This is a genomic window from Paraburkholderia susongensis (genome assembly GCF_900177725.1).
GTDB lineage: Bacteria > Pseudomonadota > Gammaproteobacteria > Burkholderiales > Burkholderiaceae > Paraburkholderia > Paraburkholderia susongensis.
Window position 1 is genome coordinate 52,465 of the sequence record NZ_FXAT01000020.1, and the last position, 20,686, is coordinate 73,150.

16 protein-coding genes and 4 pseudogenes are annotated in these 20,686 nt (G+C 57.2%); 14 read left to right on the forward strand and 6 right to left on the reverse strand.

From position 1 onward, the window contains the following. Positions 1 to 8 precede the first annotated feature (8 nt). The 3 genes from B9Z01_RS33210 (at position 9) to B9Z01_RS35330 (ending at position 5,158) form a co-directional block, all read left to right on the forward strand. The gene (locus B9Z01_RS33210; RefSeq protein ID WP_167387613.1) at positions 9 to 2,201 is read left to right on the forward strand and encodes a type I secretion system permease/ATPase; all 2,193 of its coding nucleotides are present in this window, start codon (positions 9 to 11) and stop codon (positions 2,199 to 2,201) included. After that, entirely contained in the window at positions 2,198 to 3,694 is a 1,497-nt protein-coding gene (locus B9Z01_RS33215) for an HlyD family type I secretion periplasmic adaptor subunit (RefSeq protein WP_085489758.1), read from the forward strand. Before B9Z01_RS33210 ends, B9Z01_RS33215 begins: the two co-directional genes overlap by 4 nt. Positions 3,695 to 3,922: 228 nt before the next feature. Continuing rightward, entirely contained in the window at positions 3,923 to 5,158 is a 1,236-nt protein-coding gene (locus tag B9Z01_RS35330) for a hypothetical protein (protein ID WP_143809141.1), read from the forward strand. A 438-nt stretch (positions 5,159 to 5,596) separates the two neighbouring features. Here B9Z01_RS35330 and B9Z01_RS33225 read toward each other — a convergent pair whose 3' ends face one another. Continuing rightward, the gene (locus B9Z01_RS33225; RefSeq protein WP_085489760.1) at positions 5,597 to 6,910 is read right to left on the reverse strand and encodes an IS30 family transposase; all 1,314 of its coding nucleotides are present in this window, start codon (positions 6,908 to 6,910) and stop codon (positions 5,597 to 5,599) included. A 152-nt stretch (positions 6,911 to 7,062) separates the two neighbouring features. Here B9Z01_RS33225 and istA point away from each other — a divergent pair. Together istA and istB are read left to right on the forward strand one after the other, a co-directional pair. Beyond that, a pseudogene (gene istA / locus B9Z01_RS33230) lies at positions 7,063 to 8,691 on the forward strand (IS21 family transposase). Continuing rightward, positions 8,688 to 9,458: pseudogene (gene istB, locus B9Z01_RS33235) on the forward strand (IS21-like element helper ATPase IstB). Before istA ends, istB begins: the two co-directional pseudogenes overlap by 4 nt. Positions 9,459 to 9,543: 85 nt before the next feature. On the opposite strand, the pseudogene tnpC reads toward istB, so the two are convergent. After that, positions 9,544 to 10,587 (reverse strand): annotated as a pseudogene (gene tnpC, locus B9Z01_RS33240) (IS66 family transposase); the annotation flags it as partial. A gap of 77 nt (positions 10,588 to 10,664) precedes the next feature. Further along, entirely contained in the window at positions 10,665 to 10,940 is a 276-nt protein-coding gene (gene tnpB, locus B9Z01_RS37030) for an IS66 family insertion sequence element accessory protein TnpB (protein ID WP_085489761.1), read from the reverse strand. A 133-nt stretch (positions 10,941 to 11,073) separates the two neighbouring features. Between tnpB (B9Z01_RS37030) and B9Z01_RS33250 the strand changes: the two genes are divergently transcribed. From B9Z01_RS33250 to B9Z01_RS33260, 3 genes are read left to right on the forward strand one after another with little or no spacing between them, the layout of a single operon-like run. Further along, positions 11,074 to 12,312, forward strand: a complete 1,239-nt coding sequence (locus B9Z01_RS33250; protein ID WP_085489798.1) for a tyrosine-type recombinase/integrase — start codon at positions 11,074 to 11,076, stop codon at positions 12,310 to 12,312. After that, a complete protein-coding gene (locus B9Z01_RS33255) occupies positions 12,309 to 13,247 on the forward strand; it encodes a tyrosine-type recombinase/integrase (RefSeq protein ID WP_085489762.1) in 939 nt (312 codons plus the stop codon). Before B9Z01_RS33250 ends, B9Z01_RS33255 begins: the two co-directional genes overlap by 4 nt. Further along, the gene (locus tag B9Z01_RS33260) at positions 13,247 to 14,254 is read left to right on the forward strand and encodes a tyrosine-type recombinase/integrase (protein WP_085489763.1); all 1,008 of its coding nucleotides are present in this window, start codon (positions 13,247 to 13,249) and stop codon (positions 14,252 to 14,254) included. Before B9Z01_RS33255 ends, B9Z01_RS33260 begins: the two co-directional genes overlap by 1 nt. Before the next feature lie 72 nt (positions 14,255 to 14,326). Here the strand turns inward: B9Z01_RS33260 and tnpB (B9Z01_RS37035) are convergent, their stop codons facing one another. Then, positions 14,327 to 14,431: an IS66 family insertion sequence element accessory protein TnpB gene (gene tnpB / locus B9Z01_RS37035; protein WP_208626364.1), complete on the reverse strand. Its 105-nt coding sequence runs from the start codon at positions 14,429 to 14,431 to the stop codon at positions 14,327 to 14,329. A 46-nt stretch (positions 14,432 to 14,477) separates the two neighbouring features. Continuing rightward, positions 14,478 to 14,798 (reverse strand): transposase, encoded by a 321-nt coding sequence (locus B9Z01_RS33265; RefSeq protein ID WP_085489799.1) that lies wholly within the window; start codon positions 14,796 to 14,798, stop codon positions 14,478 to 14,480. Between the two features lie 462 nt (positions 14,799 to 15,260). On the opposite strand from B9Z01_RS33265, the pseudogene B9Z01_RS36575 reads away from it, so the two are divergent. The 4 genes and pseudogenes from B9Z01_RS36575 to B9Z01_RS33285 all read left to right on the forward strand — a co-directional run. Next, positions 15,261 to 15,404 (forward strand): annotated as a pseudogene (locus B9Z01_RS36575) (IS6 family transposase); the annotation flags it as partial. Positions 15,405 to 16,125: 721 nt separating this feature from the next. Further along, the gene (locus B9Z01_RS35985) at positions 16,126 to 16,383 is read left to right on the forward strand and encodes a hypothetical protein (RefSeq protein ID WP_208626367.1); all 258 of its coding nucleotides are present in this window, start codon (positions 16,126 to 16,128) and stop codon (positions 16,381 to 16,383) included. Positions 16,384 to 16,454: 71 nt separating this feature from the next. Beyond that, complete coding sequence (locus B9Z01_RS33280; RefSeq protein WP_244196239.1) at positions 16,455 to 17,162, forward strand: helix-turn-helix transcriptional regulator; 708 nt, start codon at positions 16,455 to 16,457, stop codon at positions 17,160 to 17,162. Next, positions 17,146 to 18,114: a fatty acid desaturase gene (locus B9Z01_RS33285; protein WP_167387610.1), complete on the forward strand. Its 969-nt coding sequence runs from the start codon at positions 17,146 to 17,148 to the stop codon at positions 18,112 to 18,114. The genes B9Z01_RS33280 and B9Z01_RS33285 overlap by 17 nt, the downstream gene beginning before the upstream one ends. Here B9Z01_RS33285 and mnmH read toward each other — a convergent pair. Next, complete coding sequence (mnmH, locus tag B9Z01_RS33290) at positions 18,103 to 19,161, reverse strand: tRNA 2-selenouridine(34) synthase MnmH (RefSeq protein ID WP_085489767.1); 1,059 nt, start codon at positions 19,159 to 19,161, stop codon at positions 18,103 to 18,105. The two genes, B9Z01_RS33285 and mnmH, sit on opposite strands and share 12 nt — an antisense overlap. A 310-nt stretch (positions 19,162 to 19,471) precedes the next feature. On the opposite strand from mnmH, the gene B9Z01_RS33295 reads away from it, so the two are divergent. Together B9Z01_RS33295 and B9Z01_RS33300 are read left to right on the forward strand one after the other, a co-directional pair. Continuing rightward, positions 19,472 to 19,732: a helix-turn-helix transcriptional regulator gene (locus B9Z01_RS33295; RefSeq protein WP_085489768.1), complete on the forward strand. Its 261-nt coding sequence runs from the start codon at positions 19,472 to 19,474 to the stop codon at positions 19,730 to 19,732. Positions 19,733 to 19,766: 34 nt separating this feature from the next. Next, positions 19,767 to 20,645, forward strand: coding sequence for a ParA family protein (locus B9Z01_RS33300; RefSeq protein ID WP_085489769.1), 879 nt, complete (start codon positions 19,767 to 19,769; stop codon positions 20,643 to 20,645). Positions 20,646 to 20,686 lie beyond the last annotated feature (41 nt).

Here is a 20,686-nt window from a genome sequence, read left to right on the forward strand (position 1 = left end):
GTAGCTGAATTTTGTCTACAACTGCATCCCTCCCAGCGCTATGTATTCTGGCAAGACTCCATAACATCGCGGCGGATCCTGACATCCTGTCGCATGAACTTGGGCTATCGCGTAATGCTCCAATCTCGGATGAACAGTTGTTGCTCGCATCCAAGCGATTGGGCTTAAAAGCGAAGATCAAGGTCACGCAGGCCCAGCGCCTGTCACTGGTGCCGCTACCGGCGCTAGCCCGGATCGGAGATACCGGAGGTTCTTTCGACGTCAATGACGACGAGGAGGAATACAGGTGGGTGGTGTTATCCGAATGTGATGGCCAACGCGTCGTGCTCCTGGATCCGGACGGGGAAAGGAACCCCGTCGTCGAGCCCATCGATATTTTCACAGAGCGGTGGGCACCGTCCGGTGCGGGCAAGTTGTTCCTTGCCACCAGCCAGGCCAGCCTCGCCGCGACATTGGGACAGTTTGACTTTACCTGGTTCATCCCCAGCATCGTCAAATACCGCAGGTTTTTTGGCGAGGTGCTGACTGTATCCATTTTCTTGCAGCTTTTTGCGCTGATCAGCCCCCTGTTTTTCCAGGTGGTGATGGACAAGGTACTCGTACACCAAGGGTTCACCACGCTGGATGTGCTGGTGACAGGACTTGTCATCGTGGTGGTGTTTGAGAGCCTGCTGAGTGGCTTGTGTGCCTACGTATTCAGCCACACAACCAGTCGCATTGATGTGGAATTGGGTGCCCGGCTGTTTCGTCACCTGTTGCAACTGCCACTGACCTACTTCCAGGCGCGCCGGGTCGGCGATTCGGTGGCCCGCGTTCGCGAACTGGAAAACATCCGCAGCTTTCTGACGGGGCAGTCCATGACGCTCGTGCTGGATGTCATGTTCTCGGTGCTTTTCATTGGCGTGATGCTGCTCTATAGCGTGCCGCTCACGCTTATTGTGCTCATCAGCCTGCCTCTGTACGCTGTCCTGATCCTGGGCGTGGTGCCTGTGATTCGTGGACGCCTGAACGAAAAATTTGCCCGCAGCGCGGAAAGCCAGTCCATGGTGGTTGAAACTATCACGGGAATACAGACCGTGAAAGCCAACGCTCTGGAGCCGGCCATCGCCCTGCGCTGGGAAAATCAGCTGGCAGGCTATGTCGCGGCGAGCTTCAAGACACAGAACCTCTCCACATGGGCTCACGAAGGTATCAACCTGATCGGCAAGCTGGTCAGCGCTGCGACCATGTGGTTTGGAGCTCGGCTGGTGATGGATCACCAACTCAGCGTAGGTCAGTTCGTGGCCTTCAACATGTTTGCCGGTCATGTCGCCCAACCCATCATGAGGCTGTCGCAAATATGGTCGGATTTCCAGCAAACGGGCATCTCAATGCAACGTCTGGGTGACATCCTTAATACGCCCACTGAAGTGCCCCTCAACACCCCCGCGCCGTTGCCCCCGATCAAAGGCCAAATCACGCTGGATAACGTTACCTTCCGCTACCGGCGGGAAGCAGCTCCCGTTTTGCAGGGTGTGACTATCGACATCAGCCCTGGCGCAGTCCTCGGCATTGTGGGCCGTTCGGGATCGGGCAAAAGCACGCTGACCAAACTTGTGCAGCGTCTATACCTCCCCGAGCAGGGCCGTGTCCTGATTGACGGAATCGATATCAGCCTGGTCGACGCCAGCCAGTTGCGTCGCCAGATTGGCGTCGTGCTGCAGGATAACTTCCTGTTCAACCGTAGCGTTCGGGAAAACATTGCCATTGTCGATCCGGGCGCCCCTATTGAATGGGTGATGCACGTGGCCCGGATGGCCGGTGCACACGACTTCATCTGCGAATTGCCGGAAGGCTATAACACTGCCGTGGGCGAACAGGGAACGTCGCTGAGCGGCGGGCAGCGGCAGCGTCTGGCGATCGCCCGCGCCCTGTTCAGCGACCCTCGCATTCTGATTTTTGATGAAGCCACGAGCGCACTGGACTATGAAAGCGAGGCTATTATCCAGCGCAACATGACCACGATTGCTCACGATCGTACCGTCATTATCATTGCCCACCGCCTGAGCGCCGTGCGCCATGCCAACTTCATCATCGCCATGGATCAAGGCCAGATTGTGGAAGGCGGGTCGCACGACGAGCTGGTTCACGCCCCCGGCGGCCTGTACGCTCACCTGTGGAGCATGCAGCAAGATGGTTGTCCGCTGGAGTTGCCGGCATGAGTGATGCGACCAACCGCAATGCCCCCCAGCGCCATCCTCTATACGCGCTGCTCGTGCGCTACCGTTCCGCCTTTCAGGCTGCGTGGCGGCAACGGCACGAACTGGCTGGCCCTGTCCGGATGACGGACGAAGCCGCCTTTTTGCCGGCCGCGTTGAGCCTGCAGGTCACACCGCCGCACCCGGCCCCGAGGCGGGTGCTGTGGGCGATCGTTGCCTTGTTTACCCTCGTCGTGCTGTGGGCCTGCATCGGCCAGGTCGATATCGTGGCCGAGGCATCGGGCCGCATCGTGGTGAGCGACGGCACCAAGCTGATCCAGCCGCTGGAAACCAATGTGATCAAAGCGATCAAGGTCAAGAATGGCGATAGGGTCAATGCGGGCCAGACGTTGATCGAACTGGACCCGGTCAGCGCACAGGCCGATAACCGTCGTGTCAGCCAGGAGCGCGACAGTACTTTGTCGGAACTGTGGCGCACCCAGGCCTTGATGCAGGCGGTGAGCGCAAACCTGGCGCAGCCGGCTTTGCCAGTGCAAGGCGTGCGGCCTGCTCAAGATCTGGCTGCAATCCAAACCCAACTCCAGTCGGAGTGGCAAGACCTGACGGCCCAGCGAGCCAGGTTCGACGCCGATGTGCGTGCGAGGCAAGCGGAGCTGGTCGTCGTACACGAACAGATTGCCAAAATCAGGGCAGCCCTGCCGATCGTGAAGCAACGCGAAGCTGACTTTGACAGTCTTGCCAGACAGGGCTACGTCAGCAGACACGACGACCAGGACCGCACCGAGGCCCGCATTGAAATGGAGCACGATCTGGCGACGTTGCAAGCCAGGGAGGAAGAAGCACGGGCCACCATTGAACAGGCCAGACAGGCCCTTGCAGCCTGGCAAGCTGACACTGTCAAGACCCTGAACGAGCGCCATGCCAGGGCCGAGCTACAACAGCGCCAACTGCAGGCCGAAAGCATCAAAGCCAGCCAGCGCGTACACCTGACCACGCTCACGGCTCCGGTAGACGGCACCGTGCAGCAGCTCGCCGTTCATACAACCGGAGGCGTGGTGACCCCCGCCCAGGTGTTACTGGTTGTCGTGCCCGTGAAAGACCAGGTCATGGCCGAGGTGACGCTGGCGAACAAGGATGTGGGTTTTGTGAACGTGGGGCAGGCGGCCGAGATCAAGCTGGAGACCTTTCCCTACACGCGCTACGGGACGATTCCAGCCAAGGTCGCCACCATCACGGCGGATGCCGTCATGCAAGACCCCAAGGCGCCATCGTCCGAAGGTAGCGGGGAATATAAGTTAGCCAATCCTGCCGGCGCGGCGGTGTTTCCTGCCACGCTTGCGCTCACGCAAAACTTCATCGATGTGGCTGGCAAGCGAATCAGGCTTATGCCCGGCATGAATGTAACCGCAGACATCGTAACGGGCAGACGTCGCGTCATTGAGTATCTGCTCAGCCCGGTCCAGACCTATGCCTGGGAAAGCATGAGGGAGCGGTAAATATCCATTTGGAACGAAATCACTCATACCGCGGGTGCCCGACTGACTTGTAGGGGCAGCAGGCTCACGCGAGAGACTGGAAGATCCGATTTATTCGGGCATCCCGTCTCGACGCAACCAGTTCACAAGGGTGCGTTTGGCAGGTGACGATAGATCGTATTTTCCTGCTGTAGTCAGCACATCCAACGTGCTGAAATTTCCCTGAAACTGTCTTAAGGAAAGCGACGTATGTCCAATGTTCGTATTGTGCACCCTGTCCCCGATGTCGCCCCCGTGATGGATACGGCACCTGCCGTCGAAATAACAGGTGGCACTTCTCACGTAAGCACCCAGAAGAGCGTTGTAACCCCTCCTGGTCCAGTGTACACGCCCCAAACGACGGAAATCGACAAACCCGTGACCCAACCAGTGGTGAGCATCAAAAAAAGTGTTTCGGTAGTGAGTGTACAGACAAGTTATTCAACGGGTCCTATCTCTTTGGTCAAAGTACCGAATAGCTTCCCTGCCGCTCCGGATCCCATCGTCATTACAGAATCCGCTTCGTCGTCACCGGATAATGTTACTAATACAAATACTAGTAACACCGGCTCGCGAGCTGGTCTCGAAGGAGCCAAGGCGGCGGCTGTCATATTGAAGAATAAACCTTTGGAGAATTCTGTGAATGACGCTATCGTCGTTCACTCCGTAACTTCAGTTCCTTACAACTTATTTAACGCTATCACTGGATCACCTATCGACAAGGTTAAAGCTACTGCAGGTCTCATTGCAGATTCGAAAAATATCATTGAAGCAACATCAAAGAACGCAGGTACAAATATACAGAAAGTCCCACAGCAAATCGTAAATCTCAGTGGACGGCGGGTAGATATTACGCCCAAACCCACGATTGTCCCTTCGAAGGCGAATATATATAGCACTAAGGTTCTACCATATTTAAAAGGCACTGCCTCAGTCGGCAAGGTCGCCGTTGGGGGAGGACTAAGCATCGCTCAAGGTGTTACGGATATTCAGGATGGCAATACAACTAGTGGCTTGCTCAAAGTAGGTACTGGTGTAGGAAAGACGGTAGAAGGAGTCAGTGAACTGTATCAACTTGCCATGCCCAAATCGACTACAGCAGTCAACATTGCAAATCGCGCCAAAGTTACCGGATCGGTTCTCAGCACTGCGGTCTCTCTATATGATACGTATGATGGATTTTCTACAGCCTTTGATCCAGAATCATCTGAGGAACAAAAGGCTGTGGGAGCAATTCAGGGTAGCGTCGGAGCAACTAATGTCGTTTTGAATGGTGCTGAATTGTTGAGCTTCGGGGGATCAGTGGCGGGGGGGGTGGGAGCCGTGCCAGTAGCAGCAACCCATGGTTTGTTGAATCATATGAATAACACCATTGCTGCGAAACCTAACAGCGATAGAGCCAAGATTTATCTCAATTCACTTGCAAATCCGCAAAATTTCGCATGACATGGCGTCGATACTGTCCGGACTGCAGTTAGAGTCAAGGGTTACAAACTGTTGAGTTACGCTATGTGCCCGGGCGATTTGCCCGGGCGTCAGCTAGGCGCTCCTTATAGGAGAAGTTTGGGCTCTGGGTAAGCACCCGTAAGCGTGTCCTCAATCTTGCAATTACCCACTTCTTTTTAGCGCGAGCTCATAGCCGAGCTGGATGTCAGTCAGACGTCGCATCCCGCGCCACATCACGGTATTGTCTGGTGGAGGGTCGCTGGCGCGCGCAAGGTAACCACCGAGTTGAGCGAGCCGTATCACGTTGCGCACGAGCGGCGGTGCCTGCGCATTGTGAGACGTGTCGTGAACGACGCGTTCAAGCAGTTCAGTTTCGGTGCGTGTGAACGCGAGCTCTGCGGGGGCCTGCGGTGCCAGACGGCCAAGCATTGGGTGGATTCAACCGGTCGTTGCAACACTGGAATGTTGAACAGATTTTAGGTACTCGTCCAGAGCTTCCGCAGGCGTCTTCCAGCCGAGTGTTTTCCGGGGCCTGGTATTCAAAGTGTTAGCAACGGCCTGAATCTCTCGAGCGCTCCACCGGGACAGGTCAGTGCCCTTTGGAAAGTATTGTCGTAGAAGGCCATTGGTGTTTTCGTTCGTACCGCGCTGCCATGGGCTGTGCGGGTCAGCGAAGAACACCTTCACGCCGGACTCGATAGTGAAACGGGCGTGATCGGACAGATCCTTGCCACGATCCCAGGTCAATGACCGCCACAAATGGGCAGGCAGGTCGACTACGGTTTTCTTGAGCGCGTTGGCCATCGTAACCGCTCCGTAGCCAGCCAGCGCAGGCCCGTTTTTCGTGCGCGGAATTACCCCATAGCCTTTTTCTCGCGGTAAGTGCACGAGCATCGTGAAACGGCTTGATCTCTCCACCAGGGTCCCAATGGCGGATCGGTTCAGGCCAATAAGGAGATCACCCTCCCAATGGCCTGGCACAGCACGATCTTGGGCCTCTGCAGGCCGGCTGGAAATCATCACTTCCTCGCTGACGTGCGCCCACGCCTTGGCACGCGCTCTGGCCCGGGGGACGAGCAACGCGCGCCCGGTGCGCAGACAGCCCACCAACTCGCGCTTGAGCGCGCCGCGCCCTTGTATATAAAGCGCTTGATAGATGGCTTCATGAGAGATGCGCATAGATTCATCATTCGGGAAATCTACCTGCAATCGATTCGCGATTTGTTCAGGTGACCAGCCGGTGACCCACTTTCGATCACCGCGATGTGGCTTATTTCGCCCCTTGAACGGTGCCTGCCTGGGCCCGGCAATTTGACGACCATCAGCGTCATGTACTTTGCCCTCCAGGCGCTCCTGTACGTATTGGCGCAGTCGCGCATTGGTCGCTAGCTTCGCTGGCTTTGGTCGTTTCGCGAACCGTTCCGCTTTCCACTGCGCGACCGAAGCACGATACTCGAGGCACCCACTACGGGTTGTCGCATTGCGCGTGAGTTCTCGTGAAACGGTTGATGGACTGCGTCCGATGCGGCGGGCGATCTCGCGCACCCCGAGGCCTTGGGCAGAAAGCAATGCTATCTCTTCACGCTCGGCGAACGACAAGTATCGACCAGCGATAGGTTTCGACATGAATAGTGGCATACCGCCACGATAGCGGAACCAGCGCGAGCCTACCGCTTGAGATACACCTACTGCCTCCGCTGCTTTTTCGCTTGTAATGCCAGTCGCGATCTGTTGCCAAAACAGACGTTCGATCTCATGTCCCCCGGCGGTCGGTCAAACTCCTCCGGGTATGGTCACTTCAAACTCCCCCACCTGACGACCGTCGGCTGAACATCTAAAGCTGTCGGGAGAGATATTGCAGGACATCTATCTTCGTCTCCTTCGAACAAGAAGGAGTTCAGGGAGTGAATGTCTTGAAACCGCACCTGCAAAGCACCGTATTCACCTTACTCGAACGCAACAAGAGCCAGCGGCAGATCCAGCAGCTCACGGGCATCGACCGCAAGACGATCCGTCGTTATCAGGCGATCTTCGAGTCGAAGAAGCTCGCTGCGGCAAACTCCCCCATGGTGACCGCCGGCTCCGAGCCGATCGGCACGCAAATTCCCCCATCGCCGCGACCACCGGCTATCGCTGCTTCCGGCAAGGCTTCGACGTTCAATTTCGCCCGCTCGGCAAGCGAACCGCATCGCGAATGGATCGAGCAGCAGGTGCGCCTCAAGCGCAACGCGCAGGCGATTTATCAGGATCTGGTCGACCAGTTCGGTTTTGCCGCCAGCGATGAGAGCGTCAAACGTTTCGTGCGCGCCTTGCGCCACATCGACCCCGATCAGTTCGACCGTCTCGAGTTCGCCCCCGGCGAGGAAGCCCAGGTCGACTACGGCGAAGGCGCACTGACCCGCGATCCGAAGACCGGCCGCTATCGGCGCCCGCGGTTGTTTGTCATGACCCCGCGGTACTCGCGGCGCAGTTTCCGGCGCGTGGTCTGGAAGTCCAGCAAGCAGGTCTGGGCCCAGCTTCACGAAGAAGCCTTCCGCTACTTCAGTGGCGCTGTCAGCTACGTCGTCCTGGACAACCTCCGGGAAGGCGTCATCACGCTCGACCTGTACGAACCCGAGATCAACCGGCTCTATGAAGCGATGCTCGAGCATTACGGTGTCGTCGCCGATCCAGCACGTGTGCGCGACCCGAATCGAAAGGGGACCGTCGAGAACGCGATTCAACACACGCAGGGCACCGCGCTCGCCGGCCGCCGTTTCGAGTCGCTCGAAGCCCAGAACGAATTCCTGATGCACTGGGAGGCGAACTGGGCGGCCAAACGCATCCATGGCAGCACCCGGTGACAGGTCGAGACCATGTTCCAGGAGGAGAGGCCGTATCTGCGGCCGTTGCCGACCACCGGCTTCCGCTACTTCACGGAGGTCGTGCGTACCGTCTGGGACGACATCACTGTCAACATCGATCGCAGCAACTATGCGGCACGACCTGCACCGATCGGCAGTCTCGTTTCCGTGCGTATCTACGATTCCACCGTCGAGATCCGCGATCGCCGGACGCAGGCGTTGCTGCGCACGCATCCTCGCGCCCTGCAGGCGGGTTCACTCGAACTGCCTGAAGACGAGCGCCCGTTCAATCCGTCCCGCCAGAGCGCCTTCCTGCTTGCGAGCGCCGGCGACATCGGGCCACACACAAAGGCGTTGTGCCAGCACATGTTCGACAGCGAAGGTCGCGTCGGCCACCGCGCCATGTGGGGCATCGTCTGTCTGGCGAAGAAGTATCCCGCCCGGCTCGTCGAACAGGCCTGTGATCACGCGTTACGCCATCACGTCTACCGCTACAAACAGGTGCGCGCGATCGTCGAGCGGCTGTTCGAACAGGCACTCGAGCGTCTCGATCAGGCACCGCAGCTCGAGCTGCCTCTCACGCAGGATCACCCGCTGATCCGTCCTGCCGCCGAATACGGCGAACTCTTTACCCTCGGTGCGCAGCACGGCGCCGAATCTCAACCTCCAACTGGAGAAACACAGGCATGACCATGACATTACCGGAAATCGAACGGGATCTCGGACAGCTTCGCCTGTCCGGCGTGCGCGACACACTTGAAACGCGCGTGCTGCAGGCCCAGGGCTCACAGCAGCCATTCCTTGAAACCTTCGCACTGATCCTGCAGGACGAACTGGATCGCCGCCAGTCCCGGCTCATCGAACGCCGCTACAAGCTCTCCGGCCTCGAAGAGAAACTCACGCTCGCCGACTTCGATTGGGCCTTCAATCCAAAAGTGCTTCGTCAGGCCTGTTTCCAGCTACGCACGCTGAAGTTCATCGCCGCTGGCGAGAACGGGCTGATCATCGGCAAACCCGGCACCGGCAAATCGCACATTGCAAAGGCCGTCGCCTACCAGGCCGTCCTGCAAGGCCACAAGGTGCAGTATCTTGAGGCCGACGACTTCTTTAACCGTTATGCCCTCAGCCCGACTTCCCAGCGCGAAGCCCGGCTGCGCGCCATCGTCGAGAGCGATCTGCTCGTGCTGGATGATCTGTTCCTGTCGCGTACGATCCCCGACGCCGCCGGCGCGCTGCTGCAAACCCTTATCCATTAACGCTACAAGCTGCATCGCAGCGTTCTCGTTACGTCCAACCGTGTTGTGCAGGATTGGGGCACATACCTGGGCGACAACACGATGAGTACCACGATCCTCGACCGGCTTATGCACCACTGCCATTTGCTTGAGTTCGATGGTCGCAGCTATCGCCTCAAAGAGGCCGCCGAAACGCTTGCACGAAAAACAAAAAGCAGCTAAATAAACCCTTGGTCCTGCTTCACAGGGTGGGGGAATTTACGCGACCATAAATGGGGGAGTTTCAACTGACCGTCCGGGCGGTGTTTAACGCATTGGGGCGCGCTGCGTGCAATCCATAGAACTGACGTCGCGCGTGCGCCCAGCAAGCAGCCTCCGTGACGCGCCCGCTTTCGTAGATGGCCTGGTAGCCCCCGTATGTATCGGCTTGCAGCGTACCGTTGAATGACTCGAGATGCTGCTGCGGATGGATGCCCTTGCGATCCGGCGTATAGACGAACCACACCGCCGGCGGCGTCGTGTCGGCCGATGCACGGTCATCGCGCACATACACCCACAGGCGACCGGTCTTCGTCTTTCCGTTGCCCGGTGCCAGCACTGGAACCGGCGTGTCGTCGGCGTGCAGTTTCGTCGCCGACATCACGTGTCGACGCAGCGTTTCAACGAGCGGCTGCAGCAGCGTCGCCGCGTGACCGACCCACTTCGCAAGCAGCGAGCGATCCAGCGCGATGCCTTCCCAGGCGTACATGACCGACTGCCGGTAAAGCGGTACATGATCTGCGAACTTCGAGACCAGCACATGTGCCAACAGCCCTGGGCCGGCAAGACCGCGTTCGATGGGACGACTCGGTGCCGGCGCCTGAGAGATGTGCTCGCAACACACGCACGCAAACTTCGGGCGCACATGACGGATGACACGGAAGCTTGCCGGTACGTACTCAAGTTGTTCGGCGACGTCTTCGCCCAGTGACTTCATCTCGCCACCGCACTCCGTGCACTTCCCGGCAGACTCGGGCAAGTGTGTTCGGGTCTCGCGTGGCCGATGCTCAGGCAGCGGCTTGCGCGGTGCCTGTTCCACAGTCGTACGCGACGTCTTTGGGATTTCGAACGGTGCCGCGCCTTCATCGGCCTCAAGCTCTTCGAGGCGCAACTCGAGTTGCTCGATCTTGTTGTCCAGCTTCTCCGACTTGCGACCGAACTGCATACGGCGCAGCTTCGCGATGAGCAGCTTCAGGTGTTCGACTTCGGCTGCGCGCGAAGCCAACGCGGCTTGTTGCGAGTCGACCGTTTCCTGAAGCTTAAGCATTTGCGCGTCGCGCTCGCGCAGCGCCGCTTCCTGGCTGAGCAGCATAGCCTTCAGCGTTTCGACATCGTCGGGAAGTGGGCTCGCGCGCGTCATGCGGTCAGCTTACGCGCGGGCAACGACGTTTACAACGCCGACGTCGGTCGTGCCGTTCTCGTCGGTTGCCGCCAGTCGATGCCTTCCAGCAGCATCGATAATTGGGCCGGGCTCAGGCAAATGACGCCACCGTCGGCTTGAGGCCATACGAAGCGCCCCTTCTCGAGTTGCTTCATTAGCAGGCACATCCCGTCGCCCCTCCACCACAGCACTTTGAGCAGGTCGCTGCGTTTGCCGCGGATACGAAGACGTGCCCGCAGAACGGTTATGTAGCATGTCACATAACCGTTCTTATGTGACGGCACCCGTTATGTTTCGCGTGAGCCTATCGAGGCAGCCGGGCGTCAGAATCCCCGGCATTTCCGCCACATAATGTTTGGGCGCCCAATCCCTCTTGACGCGCTAGTTTTACGGCGTCTGTCATAGGAGGGAATGATCATGTTGGAGCTCTATTACCAGTACCCCCGCGTGCTAAATCGCTTACGCGCTGGCGCGCTTGGGCCCGAGATGGACCGCATTGCCGCCAGGTTTTATGAGACGGGTTACAAACCCGCGTCAGCCAAGGTATACCTCGCCCACATCGCGCAATTTGACCGGTTCTTGAGTCTGGCCGGATGCAAGGATTCACACTCGATCAATTCGGATTTGGTCGAATGCTTTCTCGATCGTTGCATAAATCAGCGCCAACGCCTCAGCTCACAAACTGCGATACGCCACGTGCTGCAAGTTGTTAATGGATCGTCGATCAGGCATCACGTAGAACCGCCGTGTTTCGACTCAGAGGTCCTGCGCGAATACGGCAGGTATCTACAGGACGTCCGTGGTTTGCGGACCAAGACGTGTGAGGGACTGATGCTCGCTGCGCGTCGCATCCTTAAGTGGTACGACGATCAGTATGCGGGCGAACCCTTATCGGCGATGACAGCCGAGACCGTCATTTCTCTCGTTGGCTATTTGCTCTCCGCCAGTGGCAGTTACTGCTCCCGCTCTGGTTCCGTCAGCGACCTGCGCTCTTTCCTTCGGTTTATGAAATGGCAAGGCCTCGCCAGCGAGGATCTGTCCAGATTCGTCCCACGCGTGCCTTGCTGGAGGATGGCACATTTGCCGCCGCGCCTGTCCTGGGACGACGTCAACCGCATCGTTGACGGAGTCGGCATCAATGATCCGGCGGCTCTGCGTGATCGCGCGCTGTTATTGCTACTTGCGACAACGGGATTGCGAAGTCGCGAACTACGAGCCCTCGAACTACGCGATATCCGGTGGAGAACTGGCGAAGTGGTGATCCGCTCGAACAAGGGACGCCGCGATCGGCTCGTCCCATTGTCCTCAGCAGCGGGCGATGCGCTGGCGACCTACATTCTCTCTGGCAGGCCCTCAACGCATTTTAAGCAGGTCTTCCTGTGCCACTATCCGCCGGTAAGACCCATCACACATAGTTCAACGCTCGCGGCGATTGTTCGCCGTCGACTCGAACGTTGCGATCTACACTTCCCGAAGGCTGGCGCACATCTTTTACGCCACAGTCTGGCCACACAACTGGTAAAGCAACGACGTCCTATCAAGGAGGTAGCCGACCTCCTGGGGCATCGCAGCATCGACACAACAGCCATCTATGTGAAGGTGGCGTTGCCACAACTTGCGACCGTTGCACTGCCTTTCCCGGGGAGCGAATCATGAACGACTTCGCGCGATCCCTCGACTTAAGAGTGCAGGACTATATCGAGCTTCGTCAATCGCTGGGGTACGTTTTCCGCAAACAGGCGGGAACTCTGCGTGCATTTTCAAGGTACGTGCAACACCACGATGATCCGGGACCTTTCAACCGCGATCTTGCGTTGAGGTTCGTCGTGTCCGAGCCTGGAGGTAGCAACTTCCATGTCCGTCGCTACGGAGTCCTTCGGCACTTCGCAGAGTATCTGGCGATTTTTGATTGTCGGACGGAATCATTGGACCGTCGCGCGTTTCCTAGGCGTCGGACTGTTGCGCCCGCGAGGATCCTCACCGATGCAGAGTTGATAGCGCTCATCAAAGCGACGGCATCGCTTTCTCGGCTCGGCGCGTTGCGCGCACAAACGATGGAAACGTTGGTTGGGCTATTGGCCAGTACAAGACTACGGTCCGGTGAAGCGCTCCGTCTCGATCGCGCCGACGTTGACCTGAACGACGGGGTGCTGCTCGTGCGGAGAACGAAGTTCCGTAAAGACCGGATCGTGCCTGTTCATACCACGACGCTCGCAGCCTTACGAACGTACGGGTGCGAGCGCGACAGGGTCTTCTCTGATCAATGCGATGAATCATTCTTCGTTGGCCCTCGGGGTTGCCGGCTATCGACGGCAACCTTCCATGCCGACTTTCGACGTGCCTGTTGCATCGCTGGACTGGACGATGGTTCAGCCGGCGCGCCTCGACCGCATGATTTACGACATCGCTTCGCTGTCACGCGCCTTGCGGAGTGGCACCGTCAGAACGCGGATGTACAAGGCGTGCTGCCACTGCTTGCAACATACCTTGGGCATGTACGCTATTCAGACACTGCCTACTACGTAACCGGCACTGCAGAATTGCTCGGACTTGCATCGCAACGCGCGTTCAACGGCGCGGGAGGTGTGTGATGAGCGATCCTGCTTTGCTTGCGCAATTGCTGGAATCATTCTTCCGTCAACGGCTCAATGCACAGAGAAATGCAAGCCCCGCAACAGTAGCCAGCTACCGTGACGCTTTGCGGCTGCTGATACTGTTCACTTCCCGTCGGTCAGGACGCAAACCATGCCAGTTGCACGTGAGCGACATGGACAGGGACGTCGTCCTCCTGTTTCTCGATCACCTCGAACGTGAACGCGGTAACTGCGTCCAGACGCGAAACGCGCGACTGACAGCAATTCGATCATTCTTCCATCACGTCGCCGCAAACGACCCCGAGTCAATCGGCGTGGCTCAGCGTATTCTCGCGATTCCCGTCAAGCGGTCTGACATATCGGTCACCAACTATCTAACGCGAAACGAAGTGACCGCGCTTGTTGAAGCTCCAGATCCTCATACATCGCTAGGTCGACGTGACCGAGCGTTGATTCTTTTTCTCGCACGCACTGGTGCGCGCATTTCGGAAGCGCTCAACGTCGATGCGATCGATCTTCGACTTGAACGCCCTGGTCGGCAGGTTCTGCTTCATGGAAAGGGACGGAAACAGCGCATCGTTCCTTTGAGTGACGATCTGGCGACCAACCTGATCGAACTTCTACGCGAACACGGCATTGGTCGCCGTGACCCGATCCCTCTGTTTACTGATGCCCATGGTCGTCGGCTTACGCGATTCGGAGCGATTCACGTTGTGAAGCGCGCAGCCGCAATAGCTGCTTCGACCTGCCCGGAACTTTCCGCTAAGCAAATTTCTCCGCATGTGCTGAGACATTCACTGGCAATGGCGCTTTTGCAGTCGGGTGTCGATCTGCTCACCATTCAGGCGTGGCTCGGGCATGCGCAAGTCGCGACAACTCATCGATACGCCGAAGCTGATGTAGAGATGATGCGAGCCGGCTTGGATAAGGCCGGCATCTTTTCTGCGACCGGTGCTCGTTTCAAGCCGAAGGACGCGGTACTTCGATTGCTTGAGCGGGTGTGATTGTTATGTGGCGCGGAACTGCATCCGCCGGTCGTGGAACAGGACCCTCATCGCATTTCCCGCCACATATTCTTACGCGTCACATAAGAACGGATCCCGTTCAAGCACGGTCTGCACCTTGGCGGCGAGACTGTTGAATCCGGCCTGCATGTCGGTGACTCCCGCGGCCAGCCACACCCGTGTCCGGACTGCAGGCCAACGGCGGACGTCAGCATCAGCAGCCTCATCGGGCAAGGCCCCGCACAATCTTGATCAGGGTTGCGATGGGCTTGTCAGCGTTCAGGCGTAGCCGGACGTCGCCACATTCGACCTCGTACATGTTGGCACTGTCCGACGATGGGCACGCCGGTACTTCCGGTAAAGGCTCAGCCACTGCCACTGGTAGCCAGTTGAGCGCAGATGCCTCTGGCAGCGGAACGTCGGGTATGCCGAAATCGCCGGCAAGATAATGACGGCGCCATTTGAACAGCGGATTGGCGTTGATGTCGTGCTGGCGAGCGATGAGCGCGGCCGACGCGCCCGGATTGAGCGTCGCCTCGACGATCTGCCGCTTGAACTCGACCGAAAAATTGGGTCACTTGGACCGTTTGGATTGAGGAGATCTGTCCACTGTTGCGTCCACCATTCATTTGGTGGGCACCAAAGTAGCCAAACTCAACGACGAAATCTACACGGTATTGAGGACGCGCTTACGGCCATAATATAAAGTATCTGTTCTTTCCGCGATGGCGGAGTTGTTCGGTGATCAGGTCATCGGCAACCTGACCAATAAAAAGTCTGACGAGGGAATTGGGTCGACGTCGTATCACCAGGAGATCATGATCTCCTGGTACTCACAGATCCCGGCCGGTGACCAATTGCAGCAGGATGTCGATCATTTCGAAGAAATGTTTGATGCCATAGTCGCACAGAGGGCTTGCCAAGAACGTATACCCGTGGCTTGGTACGGGGCGGGTCGCAGATATCACCACGCCGGAATATGTGGAGCAGGTCATCCATTGGGCCCCGCCTGCGCGGCTTTCGCGACCCGAAACGCACGCAAGAATTCCCCTCATGCCTTGGGCGGATCCGGCAACATTTCGCACTGAAGCAGCACCCGCTACGCGCCTCGCTTTATCGCAAACAATTCGCAGCCCGATTCGTTGCGTGATGCGAATTCGCCGAATTCGCCGAACTCGCCCAAAATCCGTCGAATACCTTCTGACTCGTCCTCACGCCTGCTGTCGTGCCGTCTCGCACTCGGCAAGTTGACAATGCTGCATGCAGTAATGCCACATGTACGGATCTGTGCGGGGGGCGATGGATAACCGTCGTCCCTACCGCGCTCATTTTTGCTAGCTTCGGCACATCAGGTCGAGCAGGTTCTGGCGCACATTGATCGGCGTTCTTCCTGCGGCAGGCACGACTATGCGTATAAGAATAAACAAGAGCGGTGGAAGGACCTTTCGTTGAGCGAATGCACCGCTGCTGGACGAGTTGACCCTATCGGGCTCAGCAAGATTCGGTCCAGCATAGGTCGATTTGACGGTATTCACTTTTTGCGTAGTCACACGTTGATGGTGCTAAGCTGAATTGTTATTTCTCGAAAGACGACTCAGGTCCAAAGCTTTCGAACATGACAAATGTAACTTCCGAGGTGGGATTTGTTTGTCCGAGATGCGGCGTCCCAATGGAAGATGCCTGGGAGGTGTTTGCTACAGGAGAAATTCATCGTCTGACTTGCCGGTGCTGCGGGACACAATTCAATGGACTGATAGTCGAATGTGACGCATGTGGTTTCGACGAGTTTGTCACGAGCGTTTCGGTAATCCAGATTGAATCGATTGCCTGTTCTTCATGCGGCCATCGCAACCTCCCTCCGGGAGTCGATGATGAAGAATCGTGTCTTTGAGCGGGGGCTCGATCTCAGTGCGGAACGCGTTGTGCTTATCCTCTATAAGTCTGAGGGAGGTTTTATTCTCGAACGTCAGCTAATCGAAAGGGATCAGACTGTTTCGGTCCAGATCTTGCCGATCATCGATTTGCGCGACCTGTACCGATTTGAGAGAGCAGATCCATACTCGGAAAAGTTGGCTCCGTTGTACTACGAAGTCCAGCGTCATTTGAGGGACAACCGTCTTGCAGAGTAGCCAGTAGGCGCCTGAAGAGATTGGGAAGGTTGATCAAATTGACTGCCCAACAGACAACCCCCGAACTGAGCGTGCTCTTTAACCAACTTATCGTCGCGGAGGACGATTCTGCATTGACAGATTGTGTTAAGTCGCTAGTTAACGCGCTCGGCGGTAGTTCATATGTTTTCGTCTTCCTTCATCCTGGTGTTACGGCCGTTAGCAGCACCATGCGGCGCTTCCTCATTGGGTGTAGCCCTGAATGGTGCCAGTTGTATAACGCCAACAAGTGGTACATGACCGATCCATTTCTGGAATACGCACGAAGTAACTCGGCTCCAATCACTGGATCGCAGATTGTTGTTGAAACACAAGGCCAGCGAGAAATGCTCCTGGCCGCAAGCGAGAACGGCTTCAGAAGCGGGATCGTAGTGCCGGCCCATACGAGTGTGCCACAGCGTATGGGTGTTCTGTACATCGGATCAGATGAGATTCAGGAGATCGGAGAAAGAAGGCTTATTGCGAACCGATTGTACTTCAGGGCACTTGCGATCGAATTGCTGGACTGGTTTATCGGGGTCGCAAAGCGGGAAGTACGTGAAGCAATTGACATTACCGATATGGACCTGCGAGTGCTGAGCTACCTGAAAAGCGGATTTATTGCCGACGATGTCGCTCGGGAGCTTGATGTGTCGATCCAGACGGTCTATGGATACTTCAGAAAGATTAAAGACAAGATCGGTGTCTCACACATCTCGGAAGCGGTTAAGTTCGCTGAAGCAAATGATCTGCTGGCGTAATTCGAGACAGGCGTTCTGGCTCTCACTCATCTTGCCTTCTGGCGCAGCCGTCCTGATCCTTGTCGGCCGTCCCTGGATTTTTGTGGCGATCATGCTGTTTGTCCTTCCTTTGATCGATGCGGCAATGGGTCGGGGCGATCCACGATCGGGGCAAATCATCGAGAATTTGAATGCCGACCAGGTTCCTTGCTGGTTCGCTTTCGCGTGGGCTTCTGCCGTTGGGGTGGGTGCCTACCGTGCGTCAACAGCATCTTTGATACAGCTGATAGGGATTTCAGTTGCGTGTGGCGTGTTGAGCGCGACGGCGATGGCGCATTTGCACGAGCTTACACATCGACCGGGCAGAATGTGGCAGGAGGTTAGTGAAATTGCGTTTGTTATAGCCGGCTATCCGCATTATCGAGCTGCGCACCAGTTACATCACCGGAACGTTGGAAATCAGCGGTTCGGTTCGACCGCGCGGTTGGGAACGCCGGTTTGGGGACATGTCGGAAGATCTTATTGGGCGGCCTTGATCGCGTCCTTTTCACGACACTCCTATCCGGATTGCAAGGTGCCGTTCAGGCTTTTCCGAAACGCGTTTCTCTTCCTGTTGCTACTGTGCGTTGCCGCGCTGCTGCAATGGAGAATCGCAATTTTTTATATTGGATACGCTGTAGTGAGCGTGTTTATCGTCGAGGCGGTAGGATACATGCAACACTATGGACTGGACTCGAACCGGCTGCGAACTGAGATCACCTCGTGGGACGTTGACTTCTGGCTGTCAAACTGCCTGCTCGTCAATAACGGATTTCATAACGCTCACCATCGAGACGATGAAGCCCCGTTTCTGAATCTGCATGCGCAATCGATGACTTTGCCCGGCGGGTACTTTCAGATGCTTTGGGCGACACTTTTTCCACCGCTATGGTTTTCGATGATGAATCGACGGGCGAAGGCACTACTCAGGTGAGGCGTGCACCGGGACGTCGCAACTGACGATCAAACGTTCTGCGACACGAGCCAGGTGCTCGGAATCCAGCGTTTCCAGCTGAATCCTGGTGGGGTTCTGGGCCCGACGGTAATTTTTTTTCGTGGAGCGAGCGTATGCAGGATCGTAGTAGTCGAGCATGATGCTTTCGAAAAGTTCATCGATTTCGCCCAGTTCGGCAAATTGCGTCCATTTCTGCAAGGTCGTGCCACCTATTAGCTCCTTGAGGTAGGCCAACTTCGAAACGAGGCCTACTGGGTCCCTCTCGAAATGCGGATATTCGCGATGCCACATTGCAATTCTTTCGGACATGGGGGTTTCCACCTCGAAAACGCGTCCATCGTGCATTCGGTCGAAGAGTGCTGTTGGCAACTGGACACGCCCAATTCGCTTGCTTTCGCTTTCTATCCACACGGCCTTTGAAAGATCGAAACGACTTATCTCTGCTAGCAATAGGCTGTCAAACAGCTTCTGGCTTGGCTGTGGTCGCCCCGGAATTGCACCAATGATCGATCCGCGATGTGACGCAATCGCTTCCAGATCGAGAACTTGTGCGCCCGCTTTACGCAAGGCGATTAAGAGACTGGTTTTTCCGCACCCGGTTGGCCCGGATAGGACGTTCAGTTGCAACTGCCGGGGAAGCTCGTCGAGAGTCTGAAGTACCCAGCTCCGATATCCCTTCCAGCCTCGCGGCAATCTTTCGACCTTGTAGCCAATAGTTTCAAGCGTGTCCGACCACAGTTTGCTTCGCTTTCCACCGCGGAAACAATAAACCAGAATCGCCATGCGTCGTCCGGTCTGGAAGTAGGGGAGCTCAAGATGCCGGGCGATATTTTTTAGCGAGTAAGCGACGCCGATCTGATAAGCGCGCATGGGATCTGTCCGGTGGGCGGTACCCACCTCCGCGTACTCGTCGTCGAAAACCACCGGAAGATTTATCGCGCCGGGCAAATGATCTTCCGCGAATTCGCGCGGACTCCGTGCGTCGATAATCAGGCCAAATTTCTTCAGGGCTTCCAGATCATACATATTGCACTCCTGCCTATCATGATGCTGGGAGGAAGTCAATGCAAAGGGGCGCCATGTCGATGTGGAGTGACGCAACCTATACTTTCACGCACGAAGTAGTGGTGACCAGTGTCCGGGTCTTCGATTACGTTGGCCGTATCCCCACGGAGCGTGGCAAACGTATCTGGTCATCACTTCCAGCTTCCGCACAGGCGGGCGTTGCCTTGAGTATAGGCATCATTGAGTACTGGACAAGTCTGGACGTGCCTGGGCCAACAAGGAAGATGATGGACTGGTCGTGCATTTGTCGCGCTATCAGGAGGCCCCGGCGATGACGCGCTTCTATACGCTGGAGGAGATTGCGCGCGAGTTGCATATTGCGGCTGCCACCGCGCGCAACCGGCTGACGCTGGGACAACCGATGCCGCCGTCCATCCGTATCGGACGACGGCGCCTCTTCCCGGTCGACGAATTCGAGAGATGGATTGCATCGCAAATGATGCGATCGGATGCCGGAGAAACGTTACCGGCCGAAGAGCCATCTGTGCCAGGTATTTCAGTAGCACGCTGTATTTCAATACGCGAGTCCTGAGTTCACGTCATGATGTTGCACTGGAACCTCTACCGTGCCGGTTGTTATCTCCTTCGTTTCCACCAAGGGCGGCGTCGGTAAGACGACCGTTGCCGCCAATCTCGGCGGCCTGCTCGCAGCCTTCGGCATGAAGGTCCTCGCGATCGATGCAGATGTCCAGCCAAGTCTAAGTAAGTTCTTTCCCGTCCATTACCGTTCACCCCGTGGTCTGAGTGCTGTTGTAACGTCAGGCGGTAATCCCTCCGCCGACTGTATCAGCCGGACCATCTTCTCGAATCTCGATCTCATCTATTCGGACACGCCGGACGCGGAACTGCAGGCGTGGCTCAACCGCCGCGAGGACCGGCTGATGATCATGCGCCGCGCGATGCGAAGCCCGCTGCTCGAAGCCTACGACGTCGTGTTGATCGATACGCAGGGGGCGGTGGGCGAACTGCAGAAGTCAGCCGCGATGGCTGCCGATTTTATGGTGTCACCGGTGAAGCCCGATGCGCTGAGTGCGGCAGAGTTCGCCACGGGCACCATCGCCATGCTGGATGACCTGAACCGGCTGGCCGATTTCGGCGAGTCATTTCGCTCGGGAGATCTGCTTGCCCTGATCAATGCGCATGAACGTACCGTCAATGCCAGGGCGCTCGCAACCGTCCTCCGGCAGCGCTTCTCGGATCATCGGAGAGTCAGGGTGCTGGACACTGTCGTGCCGTCGGCTGCAGCGTATGCTGCGGCCGCGACGGCGCGCGTTCCCGTTCATGACTTCGACCGCCGCCGACGGTTCGATAATTCAGCCTGGAACGTCATGCACCGACTGGCCTGGGAACTGTTCCCGTCGCTGGCCAACGTCTATGCAGGCTCAACTGGACCCCTGGTGGATGCCGTCGATATTGCCGACCGCACGCGAGGGGCGCTGGCATGAACGCGTCAGGGGATGTAATCGATCCGGCGCGGGAACTCGCT